Origin of the sequence: Brasilonema sp. UFV-L1, assembly GCF_012912105.1 — a bacterium.
In the GTDB taxonomy this organism is placed as follows: domain Bacteria; phylum Cyanobacteriota; class Cyanobacteriia; order Cyanobacteriales; family Nostocaceae; genus Brasilonema.
In genome coordinates this window covers 1-11,536 of the sequence record NZ_QMEA01000181.1, presented here as the reverse complement: position 1 = coordinate 11,536, position 11,536 = coordinate 1, and the positions used below count along the sequence as shown (strand labels likewise).

Annotated in this window: 12 protein-coding genes and 3 pseudogenes; 5 read left to right on the top strand and 10 right to left on the bottom strand. The window is 41.8% G+C overall.

The genetic code is table 11. The annotated features are described in order from the left end of the window. The first annotated feature begins 147 nt into the window (after positions 1–147). On the top strand, positions 148–789 hold the full coding sequence (locus tag DP117_RS30880; protein ID WP_248277905.1) for a group II intron maturase-specific domain-containing protein: 642 nt from the start codon (positions 148–150) through the stop codon (positions 787–789). 10 nt (positions 790–799) lie between these two features. Then, complete coding sequence (locus tag DP117_RS36675) at positions 800–1,114, top strand: HNH endonuclease (protein WP_339381075.1); 315 nt, start codon at positions 800–802, stop codon at positions 1,112–1,114. Between the two features lie 84 nt (positions 1,115–1,198). Here the strand turns inward: DP117_RS36675 and DP117_RS30875 are convergent, their stop codons facing one another. The 9 genes and pseudogenes from DP117_RS30875 to DP117_RS30845 all read right to left on the bottom strand — a co-directional run. Beyond that, the gene (locus DP117_RS30875) at positions 1,199–2,164 is read right to left on the bottom strand and encodes a cytochrome P450 (protein ID WP_282440338.1); all 966 of its coding nucleotides are present in this window, start codon (positions 2,162–2,164) and stop codon (positions 1,199–1,201) included. 122 nt (positions 2,165–2,286) lie between these two features. Further along, positions 2,287–2,457, bottom strand: coding sequence for a hypothetical protein (locus tag DP117_RS30870; RefSeq protein WP_169222006.1), 171 nt, complete (start codon positions 2,455–2,457; stop codon positions 2,287–2,289). Positions 2,458–2,537: 80 nt separating this feature from the next. Then, a complete protein-coding gene (locus DP117_RS30865) occupies positions 2,538–3,221 on the bottom strand; it encodes a DNA-binding response regulator (RefSeq protein WP_248277903.1) in 684 nt (227 codons plus the stop codon). 253 nt (positions 3,222–3,474) lie between these two features. Further along, positions 3,475–3,780, bottom strand: a complete 306-nt coding sequence (locus DP117_RS36670; protein ID WP_248277902.1) for a hypothetical protein — start codon at positions 3,778–3,780, stop codon at positions 3,475–3,477. Beyond that, positions 3,728–4,669: a transposase gene (locus DP117_RS30860; RefSeq protein ID WP_248277901.1), complete on the bottom strand. Its 942-nt coding sequence runs from the start codon at positions 4,667–4,669 to the stop codon at positions 3,728–3,730. Before DP117_RS30860 ends, DP117_RS36670 begins: the two co-directional genes overlap by 53 nt. 28 nt (positions 4,670–4,697) lie before the next feature. After that, positions 4,698–4,829, bottom strand: coding sequence for a hypothetical protein (locus tag DP117_RS37100; protein WP_282440337.1), 132 nt, complete (start codon positions 4,827–4,829; stop codon positions 4,698–4,700). 289 nt (positions 4,830–5,118) lie between these two features. Further along, positions 5,119–5,397 (bottom strand): annotated as a pseudogene (locus tag DP117_RS35710) (transposase); the annotation flags it as partial. A 105-nt stretch (positions 5,398–5,502) separates the two neighbouring features. Next, positions 5,503–7,079 (bottom strand): annotated as a pseudogene (locus DP117_RS30850) (IS1182 family transposase). A gap of 325 nt (positions 7,080–7,404) precedes the next feature. Beyond that, positions 7,405–7,993 (bottom strand): annotated as a pseudogene (locus DP117_RS30845) (IS701 family transposase); the annotation flags it as partial. 599 nt (positions 7,994–8,592) lie between these two features. Here DP117_RS30845 and DP117_RS35700 point away from each other — a divergent pair. The 3 genes from DP117_RS35700 (at position 8,593) to DP117_RS35685 (ending at position 9,594) form a co-directional block, all read left to right on the top strand. Further along, entirely contained in the window at positions 8,593–8,868 is a 276-nt protein-coding gene (locus tag DP117_RS35700) for a transposase (protein WP_339381073.1), read from the top strand. Positions 8,869–9,004: 136 nt separating this feature from the next. Further along, positions 9,005–9,412, top strand: a complete 408-nt coding sequence (locus DP117_RS35690) for a hypothetical protein (protein WP_211176439.1) — start codon at positions 9,005–9,007, stop codon at positions 9,410–9,412. A 26-nt stretch (positions 9,413–9,438) separates the two neighbouring features. Beyond that, complete coding sequence (locus DP117_RS35685; protein WP_211176438.1) at positions 9,439–9,594, top strand: hypothetical protein; 156 nt, start codon at positions 9,439–9,441, stop codon at positions 9,592–9,594. Between the two features lie 130 nt (positions 9,595–9,724). On the opposite strand, the gene DP117_RS30830 is transcribed toward DP117_RS35685, so the two are convergent. After that, the gene (locus DP117_RS30830) at positions 9,725–11,278 is read right to left on the bottom strand and encodes an aminoglycoside 6-adenylyltransferase (RefSeq protein ID WP_169222004.1); all 1,554 of its coding nucleotides are present in this window, start codon (positions 11,276–11,278) and stop codon (positions 9,725–9,727) included. Positions 11,279–11,536 lie beyond the last annotated feature (258 nt).

Genomic DNA, 11,536 nt, shown 5'->3' with positions numbered 1-11,536 from the left:
ATAGAGAAACACGCAAGTCGTGAGGTTTGAAGGTGCGCTCCGTCCCTACTCTATTGTCGCCACTTGAGCGCGAATATCGCCTTACACGGATTAGAAACGGTGGTTAAGGATTACGTTGAAAACTTAACTTTCAAAAAGTTAAGCAAGATGGAAAAACGCCGTTCTATTGGTGTCATCCGCTACGCCGATGATTTCGTACTTTTGCACGAAAACAAGTCCGTAATTTCTGGGTGCATTGCTGTAATTTCTGAGTGGTTAGCTGGCATTGGCTTACAATTAAAACCTTCAAAAACCCGATTAGCTCATACACTCGACCCCAATTTAAGTGAAGATGGTATTGCTGGATTTGACTTTCTTAGTCATCATATTCAACAATTCCCACGGGGCAAATATCGTAGTGATGAAGATAACCACGGTAGAAAGTTAGGTTTTGATACACTCATCACCCCATCAAAGAAAGCAATTTTGACGCACCAGCGAGAAATTGCTGGCATCATTAAAATGCACAGATTATCACCACAATCGGCACTTATTAAAGACCTTAATCCTGTAATTAGAGGATGGAGTTCTTATTATAAAGTGTCAGATATTGGCACTGTAGGAGAATCTTCCAAACAAGATAATCTGACATACCTCAAACTTCGGAGATGGGCAAAACGCCGCACTCTTAATGTCAAGAAAGCTCATCGCCTATATTGGCGACCAATCGGCGACAGAAACTGGACATTTGCCACAAATGGGGATGATCCTAAAAAGCTAGTTTTACACACAGATTTTGCGCTTCTGTAGCAATAATTATGTGTTGGTAAAAGGTGATAGAAGTCCCTATGATGGCGATTTGGTGTATTGGAGTACTAGGTTAGGCAGACATCCTGAACTACCTAACAGACAAGCGATACTGCTAAAACAACAACAGGGTAAGTGCGCTTGGTGCGGATTACATTTTCTCTCAGGAAATGTAATGGAAGTTGACCATAAAACCCCACTTTCTCTTGGAGGAAAAGACGAGTGGGTAAATCTTCAGCTATTACATCGACATTGCCACGATGAAAAGACTGCCCTGGATGGTAGTGTCAGAAGTCCGCTCATGACAAAAAGGAAGCACATTGAGTAGCCGTGTGCGGTGAACAATCGCAAGCACGGTTTCGGAAGAGAGGGGTGGAGTGGCAACACTCCCCTCGACTCTACCTCTCGGCGTCTACCCGATTTCAGCCTGCACTTGGGGATAAGCAATCATATAAAGCAGTGCCCAGCGTACTACTGAAAAGTTGGGTTCTAATGCTGTCCCCATCATTTCTTGTACTGTTGCTCGCACAACACGCTTTTTTGTGAGACCTATGGTTTGTTTTTCTGTCTCATCTAACTCGCTAACCGCCTTCAGCAATGCATCTGTCATATCCCGTATATTCTCAGGATTGTATGAAGCTTCATGCTGCTCGATTCTCTTGAGAAGCAATCTGTGCATCGCTTCAAGAAAGAGATGCAACTTCTCTAATCTTTGCCGATCAAATATGCGAGAAATAAAGCGAAATTGTGGTATTACATCAATTGTCAGGGCACCTGGAAAATTGCTAACAAATTCCCCAACTGTTTTGACAAGAATTTCATAATCCTGATCGTCACGGCTATTTCTTTCTCCAAACAGGATTCTAAAGATGACATTTTCAACCGCGACACCTATGTCCACTCCCGGGTCAACAGGTTGACCTGCATAGCTGAGCAAGATATTTACCAGTTCAGTTGCTTCCTCAAGAACCATCTGTTCAATGGAAGCTTGTTTATTCCCAATGAACATATGCATAGAGTTGTAAGCAATCTCGCGATGCCTTTTCCAGAGCAAACCGTATTCCGCAGCCCCCATCGTTAGACCTCCAGCTGCATTCTGTAGGAGGTAAAACTTTCCTCTGCCTGAAAAATCATCGTGCTGCTTGATTAAAGCTTGTTTAATGGTATCAACGCCGTTAAGCACAACTAAAGGGATTGCACCTAAGCGAAATTGGAAGACATCACCGTACTTTTTCGCTAGGTTATTAAATGTAAGATATTGGTATTTACCCATAAAAGGTATATGCCCCAAAATGGGTAATCCAGGTGGACTTGGAGGTGCAATATTTTCTGATGGGTTGGAAGACTCCAATTTCACATTCAAAATTTTCAAAACCATCATTATCTCCTACTTGGGCTGAACAAAATTGAATAAACTTGAACTCTATCTTGCAATTGAACTCGTTTACTATGCAGTTGTCAGTGTCTTTTTTTGAAGTCAAACAATTCTTCCGGTAATGCTCATGGTGCATTCTCTTGTTCCAGAAACAGCAATGGTTCGGCTATCTCTGGATGGGCAGCTAAATCAAGACACCGTGCTGCTGGCTCTCCCCAAGGATAAACTGATTGAGATAATAACTCAGATTGCTTCAGAAGAGAAAGCATGAGATTTGCAGCTTCTTGTGCAGGCATTTGCCCTGGCTTTACTTTTGACAAAACAAGTTTATAAGGTATTCAGATGGGATTTCAAGAACAATTCTTTTGATGTGTTATCAATTGTTTTGCACTTGTTTGCGTTGAGCTAAAGAACAGTGGCACTCAGTTCTCCACGCTTGAGGACTTTTCCCATTGTATTGGCGAAATTGACGGCAGAAACTAACGACATTTTGATAGCCCAAATTAGCAGCAATCTGATTTATTTTTTGCTTAGATTCCAAAAGCAAAAAGTATGCTTGTGCCATCCGGCGATGGGTAATCCAGCGATAAAGACTTTGTCCAGTTTGCTGTCGCACTAGGTTAGTGAGGTAAGCTGGAGAGTAATCAACTGCCTTTGCCACGTCACCGATGGTAATCGGTAAGTGATAATTGGCTTCGATGAAGTCGAAGACTTCACTGAGCTGGGGGACGGACGGAAAGATAAACTGCTGGACTGCAATGCTAGCAGTATTAGTAGGTGGTGGCTCTGAAACTCGCCGTTGAGCTTGAGCTACCAACGTCTGCGTGAGCAAGGCTCGTTTTTCCAGTCTGGTAGCGATCGCTTTCAGTAATTCCTTTAACGTACAAGGCTTGGAGAGATAATCATCCGCTCCTAGCTCCATGCCTTTGCGGAAGTCAGCCCTACTGGTTTTGGTAGTGACAAAAATCAAGGGGATCATTGCTGTAGCCGGGTTTTGGCGCAGCGTAGTTAGCACACCGTAACCATCAAGTTCTGGGATACTAATTTCACTGATTATCAAATCCTGGTATTTAGACTAAGCAACAAGAAACGACCCAGCAATGCGCTCGTTGAAAAGAAACAAGCTTCAGGGATAAAAATCGACAATCTTAAGCAGATTCTGGTTGTTCTTTGCGGGGGCGAGTAGTAGTTTTTATAACTATAGGATAGCGAATTCTACGTTGTCGTGGTTGTCCGCTCTTCCAGCCTGGGGACTTTCCGCGAGGTTTGGGCAAACGGGCAGGAGTACCAATTACCCTTCGGGTTCGCAGTCGCTACAACGGGGGGAACCCCCGCAACGCGCTGCTCACCGCTAAAATGCTCCCCATCGCCTGGGCAACCCTTCCAGGGGTCAAATTGTCTAATGACTTTTGCCAAGGTAAAGGGTTATCCGCAACGATATCATGTGCCAACCACAATTCCCAAGTCATCATTGGCATTAAATCACTCCAACGCTCACATTGCTTAGGGGTACTGAGCTTAGGTAGTGTCCAGTGTAGACGTTGCTTCAAAAAACGATACCAGTGGTCAACAGTAAAACGACGCAGGTAGAGTTGCCAAACTTCTTCTAAAATCGGCATTTGTTCTCCCAGCCTGCGCCAACCACAAAGGTTTTAATACTCTCAAGTTGCCAAGATCATCAAGACGCTCAACCCGAATGAGGGACATCGGGCGTGTAGCGGTTTTGCGAAAGTGTAAATTTGACCACAAGCTCACCTTGAGTCGTCCCAGCTTGGGATGGTTTACTTCTATACTTTGAGTGACTTCACTCCATGTAGAGGGTTCATTTAGTTTGAATTTGTCACCATGTTTCCTGGGTCGCCCTCTACCAGAATATGTTGGTGGTGCGCCCCATAAACATAGGTTAGAACGCAAACGTACTAGAATATCTGCTTTGATGTTGGTAGTTTTTAAAACAAAAGGGGCGCAGCCATACTCACTATCCCAAACCGAAATTGGTCTGGTGGGCAAATGTTCACACACTTGTTGTAGCTGCCATGTTGCTTTCTCAATTGGGTTTTCCCAACTGGTAATTCGCTCATGTCTGAGGGGTAACGCCCAACTGCCCGAATCCTCTGGTATCCAGGCAATAGTACTATAGCCCTGACCAACGGTAATTGGTTTGTTCCCTGCTACTGTGACACTGCTGTGTTCAATCGTCCTTTCCTGTAGAGTCACCGCATCTGGGCGCGACCAAGCTGTGTGGTCGCCTGCCAATAACGGACGACCCTGTGCTGGCATCTGTTTGATGTATAACTGCATCAATTTTTGTCGCTGTGGTCTGCTATCTTGTAACGCTTCATAAATACTTGCCCACTTGCGTCTAAATACTGGTGATAGTGATAAATCAGCCGACGCATTGTCCCCTAAAAAATCAGGCAGCCTTACTACTACGAGTACTCGTCTTGGAACACTAATCAACCAAACAAAGGAGCCACTGCGTTGGACGGGTCCCCCGGCTTGAAGCATGTGGCGTGCTGCCTGATTTTTTTACGTGTTAGACCCCCGCCAAACTATAGGCGTTACGAGTCAGCAATATTGCATCCGTTAGTTCAAAAGTTGCGTCATGCGCTCTACCTAAATACTTGTACGCTGCTTGACGAAATTCTTCTAATTTGGCACGTTTCATATTGGGGGCGTGAGAGTTGGTCGTTCTTCTCTCATCTTCCGTTGGAGGGTGTCTGCCTCAACCGCAGATAGCTCTCTATTTTTTTATACCAGTACATTGCTCCTGAGTTTTAGTACAAAATAACTATTTTTTAGCGCTCGCCTGTTTTTAGTCTAAACACCAGTAGCAAGAATTTCGAGAGATTGTGTTTCTTTTATATGTAACGGGAGCGATCGCCGCGCCCGTAAGAGGCTCACATCTTGCACCTGGAAAAATAGATGTCAAAACCACAACTACGTGCGAGAGGAATTAATCGCTCAATATCAAGTAAAAGAAAAGACACAACTATTTGAGGAAAAAATGTTTCTCTTGCTGTTTGGGCTGCCTCTCCCCAATCAGGCGGTAATGGTAACTGAGTCTCTAGATAAGTCCAGTGGGCTAGAAGGTAAGCAGTCAAAGAAAGGATGAGCCAGCGATACATTCCAAGTAGAGTACGTTGACCAAAGCGATGTAAACCAAAACGATGCTTTATGGTTTTGAACCAGCCCTCTATCTGCCACCTTCGCTTTCCCCAGCACTTAATAGTGCTAGAGAGCCGGTCAAGTAATAATGGTTGACAAATAAGAGATAATATGGATAGTAAAAAACAAGGGATAACAAAGAACTAGACAAAGCGATCGTTAACGAGGAGGGTTTAAGAAACTAGTTGGGAAAAAGCTGGAACAGACATACGTGCAATTACATGGAGATTATGTATAACTGCGACACGGCGCAAGTCAAATAAGTTCTTGCGAGCGCCAATATAACGGGCACGGTCACCTTGCCATTGACCCAGATGAGCCAAGGTATGCTCTATTTGAGAACGTTCTCGGAGTTTAGCTCTTCCAGATTCAGTATTCTGACGCTGACGTAACTCCTGCATGAAAGCTTCATCTGGATGAATGGAAACACTGCGAGCTCTAACAGAATTGGTACAATGTTCATGTACAGGACAAACACTACACTTAGATGTAGGAAAGTGAACAGTTTTTCCTTGCTCAAACGGGATACTTACATTATTAGGACAGCGAATCAGACCTCGCTCCCAGTCTAGTACAAAGTCTGCCTTGGTGAAGTGGTTTCCATTACGTACAGGCCAAGCTTTACAGAAAATAGTTAAGCCTTGGGAACGTTGTTTAACCCAATGACTAGGTAGGTAAGCGCGGTCAATGTGCAACTCTACCATCTTCACATTCTGAGCTTTCAAATCTGCATCTATCGCCTCTGTAACTTGAGCTTCTGGAATGTTAGCTCCGGTAATACCTACTGCCGCACTACCCCAATATCCAAATCCCTTAACACGTGACGTTTATAACCATTAAAACGTTGTGAGCGGCTTTTGCGTCCATGACGCATATTTGGGTCTTCAATAGAAATCCGTCGATGTTTAGCTACACTCTTATTCAGTATTAGTTGACCTTGAGAATCAATAGTTACATCTTGGGATTGAATTTGTCGTGCCACCTGTAGAGTTTCTAAAACAGGTGAAAGCTGTTGATTAGTAGTTTTTTTTTCTACATGAGATTCTATATTATCTAGGGCACTCAGAACTACTTCTAAAGCATATGAGCGCTCAGTTGGGTCATCCCAGTTCAGATCTAAAGCTGCTTTGAGCGAAGTTTCTGTAACTACATTATCTATTTGTGTTTCTTGAGCAACTTCTGCAATTGTTTGTTCTGAAGCCTGTGCCATTAACCTCACCGCTTTACGTAAAGCGTGATCCAGTAGATTGTAGGTATCTTCTACTCTTGCGGCTCCCCACAACGGAGAGGAGTCCAATGCTGCCCTTAGGTTTGACGAACCAAACCCACCTCGCTCTTTAGCGATTTCTACTGTGCGTTCAATTAGTCTTTGGTCAACTCCAAACTCTATTATCGCTTGTCTAAAATTTACCAAAGTCCCTTTACTGAATGGCGGTTTTTGGCAATCATGACAGTCGAGCACCAACTGCCAACGTCTGTCCATTACCAATGCTTCAATCACTTCATCATCCGAGACTCCAGTATATGCTTGTAAAATTAATGCCAATGCTAATTGTGCTGGGGGCACTGGACAGTAACCCACCGTACTGTCCTTGAACATGATGGTCAGTTCTGCTTGAAACTCCTCATCAAACAAGTGATAACGGTTGTGGCGTAAGAAGATGAATAGTTTCGCTTTCTTAATCCTAGAGATGATACTTTGTTCTGCTTGTGACAATTCAATTGGAGGATTCCAATAGGGAGGACGCATAAATTACACCTGTGCTCATACCCAACTGATGTCGGTAAATACTCACCCATATTACATCTTTTTTGTCAACCATTATTACTTGACCGGCTCTCTAGCGCTCATTGGTCTAGTTGATAACACAAATCTCTTTTCTAGCCTGCCATTATCACGTTTCAGGTAGTACCAAGAAACGGTAACAGGAAATTTTAAGCCAACCAAACGAACTTGTTGCCCCTGTTTGTGTAAAGTCTGCCGGGGGAAGCTTCCCCCGGCGAGCTTTACGTAAATGTCTTAAAACTCTTCCGTCACTCAATTTACGGCTAATTGCTACACCTGTAATTGCATGATATTTCAGTTTGCGTATGCCGTGGATGAATTCTACACTACTAAACGCTGTAGAGCGCCAAAATCATTACCTGAAAATGTTTAGTCAGTAATGGTGGTAAAAGTTTGACCAATTTCAGTCCTAGTTGCGCTTGCGAAGGTGTACCCTTACCTCTCCATACTCTAAAACTCCAAGGTATACGCCACTTTCCAACTACCAAATAGAGTACCACCATATGTAATCCTCGCTTACCATTGTAAACTGAGATTAAGTCCTCAAATTCTTTGAATTTTCCCCGTTTTTCCAAAGTTGTGAGGTCAACAATTACCTGTAAAAATGGTCTACGTCCTTTACCCGATTTAGATAAAGTCTTTAAAATCATTTCCAGTATTTGGTTACGAACTGTACGGATAATTGACCGTGTTGACCAGGGGTTGATATTCAAAAACCGACTTAAGGCACTTGCTGACTTGGTTTTAGAGTTTTCTGGTAATGGATTTCCTTGCGCTTCCAAGAATAATCCCAGCATTGCTTCAAGATTATCTTTCTGGTACTGCGTGGGCATCAATTCTTTGAGGGTATAGACTAGTTCTTGGGCGTATCCAAGCATTGTTCTTGCTTTATTTGATTAGATATTTCACGCCCTTTTTCTCATATTTTCTGCTATCAAAGCAAATTCAAACTCCAGAATTGAAATTAGTGAGCGATCGCACTATGGGATGACGCAAAGCATCATCCCTGCATCTTAATTCCTTTTGTGACTGCATGTGTAATATCACGTTATAAATTAGTTTAATTTATAACCCAAATATACTGATTTCGCTCTCTTCCTGTACCGTCACATTTTAATACTCTTTATTTGCCTTTTACGGGTTTGTTCGGTCAGGTGCAAGATGTGAGCCTCTTACGGGCGCGGCGATCGCTCCCGTTACATATAAAAGAAACACAATCTCTCGAAATTCTTGCTATATAAGGGTTTTAAAATGTGTTTCTTAAGAGTTAAACAGCAATGGAGTTGTGCTTTTCCGGCGCTGCCGAGTTATCAACGATTCATAGAATGGATACCATCAACCTTGATACCTTTGTGCATCTATCTGAAGCATTGTTTTGGACAATGTACGGGTATCAGTTTTATCGATTCAACATGTCTGAAAGTCTGTCATAATCGTCGAATATCTCGGCATCAAGTTTTTAAAGGTTTAGCCGCTCGTGGAAAAACTTCTGTCGATTGGTTCTTTGGTTTTAAACAACACAAAAGTAGTCAATGAGCTTGGTCAACTTTTAAATGTCACTTTGACTCCTGGTAATATTGATGACCGTAAACCCGTTCCCGATTTACTGTGTGGTCTTTTTGGAAAAATCTTTGGCGATACGCCTTTGGCGTCTGCCCTTTGGGCAATCGCGGCTATGTTTCTGAAAAACTTGCTTCTCAACTGTTGCAAGAGTTTAGAATCCAATTTTTTGCCAAACCCCGTCGCAACATGAAAAATAAGCTCATGCTTCTCCATGATAAGCTTTTGTCGCGTAAACGTTCAATTATTGAGACAATTAACGATCAACTCAAGAACATTTCTCAGATTGGCTTTACAACCAAATTAAGTCTATGGGGTGGCATCCGTTCATGCGTATTAACCAACAGGGACAATTTAGATATCTTGGTCAACAGCAGTGGCAACCAATCAGTGCTTTGATTCCACAAGTTGGTCAGTCTTGGAAAGGACTAGTGACTTGTTTTAAAACTAACTCGATTGATTGTACGCTTTTAGGTCGTTGGGATGAGGGTTATACCGACCCTTGGCTCATTCTTACGGATTTACAACCCGAACTTGCGGATGCTTGCTGGTATTCTATGCGCTGTTGGATTGAGTGTATGTTTAAAGACGGTAAACGTGGTGGTTTGGCATGGCATCAAACGAAGATTACTGACCCAAAACGCGCTGAAAGACATTGGCTAGCGTTAAGCGAAGCTCTGCCGAAGGCAATCGCGATCGCCACTCTCTGGCAAGGAACGCGTTGGTGGTGCAGCTGATTCCAAGATGCCCATCAGTAGTTTGGATGAGTTACCACCTACTCATGTCGCACGACGCAATTTTAAAAACAGGTCTTCCCACCGTTGGCGAGCGTTGTTTCCGTCGTGGTTTTTTAGTGATTAAAGCCGCATTTCTCAATCATCTTCCCTTACCCGAGGAAGATTTTTTCCCTGAGTCTTGACCTCCCTTTACTTCAGAACCAAATGTTTCCCAAATTACCTTCTCCACCGCCTAAATTTTAAACACCTACCCTTGAAAGCCCCGTGAGGGTTGGCAGCTTGCTAAACGGACTTAACGGGAAAAGTCAGAATTTAGTTAACTGACGATTGTAACCATTCGCTCACAATACCAGCTATTTTCCTGTTGACAAATTTCAAAGACTCAGGAGATAAATTCATATTTTTTTCTAGTTGCTTTTCAAAAGCTTGTATAAAACCTTGCTTTTTTTCTATCAACTTACTTGTTTGCTCGTATCCTGGTTGTTCATTGTGTATTAAATCAGTCAATATTAAAAATTCGTCTTCACTGTAGTATTGCTGAGTTAATTGCTCTAAATAGGCGTATAATAAACGTTGACAGTATGACTGTAAACATTCATCTAACGACTCTTGAATTAGTTCTATATCTTTGTCATTCTGCAAAGACATTTCGGGATTTAGTTGATGACACTGCTGAAGAAATTCTTTTAAGAAATTTCTACTATATTTTCCCAACTGACGAGCTACTTGATACTGTTTTTTTAATTCTGGATATTTGTGCTTTAACACTGTTGCTATCTCAGCTTGAGTTAAGTTTAATCCCAGCCAAAGTTTTAGCATTGTTTGACCAATCTCTGGTATGGTTGTAAATATCTTAGAGACTAAGGATTCTATTTGCTCTGTTTCTTCTGTTTGGGTGACAATATCCCAAGGAGTAGGCATGGGGTCAGAAATAATGTCATCATTTTCTAAAGTCAGAACACGTTTAGTACGATAGTCGCGCGCAGCCTGAATACAGGTTGATAGCATTTCTTGAATTTTCTTAGAGTCAGCTAGTACGGTTGGCAAGTTTAACTGATTGTGTCGCTGATTGTAGCAGGAGGCAATTTGAGTTAAATCTTCCTGACTAGGAGATTCTAAACTACGGCTACTTTGTCTTTTTTGAGGTTGATAAACTGCATGAAAACATTGTCTAGCTAAGCAGTATGAATCAAGTTGGCTAGTGTTTATTCCTTTTGATGCTAAGGCTTCTTTTAATTCTTTGTTATTTAAATCCTTCAACAAGCCATAATCAGAAAACTTTTCTCGCTTCGCTTCTACATCTTGAGTATAAATTGTATTGCCAATGAAGCGGTAAATAGCAGTTTTTGCATAGCTTTCCAAGCTACTGTCTTGATATTCTAATTTAAAACTACGGAAGAGTTTTGCTGGTTGACTAACAAATAAATTACCGATTTGGAACAAATCTTCTAATGAATATTTATATTGAATTGATTGAAATTGCTTTTGTATCTTTTTTGCTGCCTGATAACATGCTTCTTGTAAGTAGGCTGACAGATGCTTTTCTGCTTTTAAATGCTGGCTGGGAAATGAATATTGAGTAGTGACTGGATAATGTATAGAGGATAATATATCAACAAATTGTCTGTTGTTTTTCTGTTCCCCGATATCTCCACTTTTCTCCTCTTCCTGGGATTTACTTTGTAAAATACTTAAAAAGTAAAGTGCCCATAATTCTGCTGTCTTTTCTGGATGTGTTTGCACTTGTTGTTTGATATTACGTTCCAATTCCGATTCTGTTATCCATTGATGTATGAGACTTTTTCTTGGACTTAAAAAGCTAAGAAATGTGGAAAACTTTTGTACTATACTTTGACGTTTATTCATATTTCTGACTCACTAGAAATTGCAGTTAATTCTGTATTAATAGCGCAATAGCAAAGGAGGAAAGCAGAAAATGCGAACTACTTTGTATATATAGGTGCTACTAGTAGTTGCTTATGCAGTTACTACTGCGTTGTTCACATCTTGCACCAAGAAAATTTGAGATTCATTCATCACTCAGTATGAAACCAAAAGTCCTTTATTTCCTGGAGTTTAGACTAAAGTAGGCGATCGCTATTTATCATGTAGCAAGATAAAAAA

Coding starts and splice junctions, on each gene's coding strand:
- DP117_RS35690 (WP_211176439.1), top strand. CDS start 9,005: ATGCGTATTAACCAACAGGGACAATTTAGATATCTTGGTCAACAGCAG.
- DP117_RS30830 (WP_169222004.1), bottom strand. CDS start 11,278: ATGAATAAACGTCAAAGTATAGTACAAAAGTTTTCCACATTTCTTAGC.
- DP117_RS37100 (WP_282440337.1), bottom strand. CDS start 4,829: ATGAAACGTGCCAAATTAGAAGAATTTCGTCAAGCAGCGTACAAGTAT.
- DP117_RS30860 (WP_248277901.1), bottom strand. CDS start 4,669: ATGCTTCAAGCCGGGGGACCCGTCCAACGCAGTGGCTCCTTTGTTTGG.
- DP117_RS36670 (WP_248277902.1), bottom strand. CDS start 3,780: ATGCCGATTTTAGAAGAAGTTTGGCAACTCTACCTGCGTCGTTTTACT.
- DP117_RS30880 (WP_248277905.1), top strand. CDS start 148: ATGGAAAAACGCCGTTCTATTGGTGTCATCCGCTACGCCGATGATTTC.
- DP117_RS30875 (WP_282440338.1), bottom strand. CDS start 2,164: ATGGTTTTGAAAATTTTGAATGTGAAATTGGAGTCTTCCAACCCATCA.
- DP117_RS30870 (WP_169222006.1), bottom strand. CDS start 2,457: ATGCCTGCACAAGAAGCTGCAAATCTCATGCTTTCTCTTCTGAAGCAA.
- DP117_RS35685 (WP_211176438.1), top strand. CDS start 9,439: ATGAGTTACCACCTACTCATGTCGCACGACGCAATTTTAAAAACAGGT.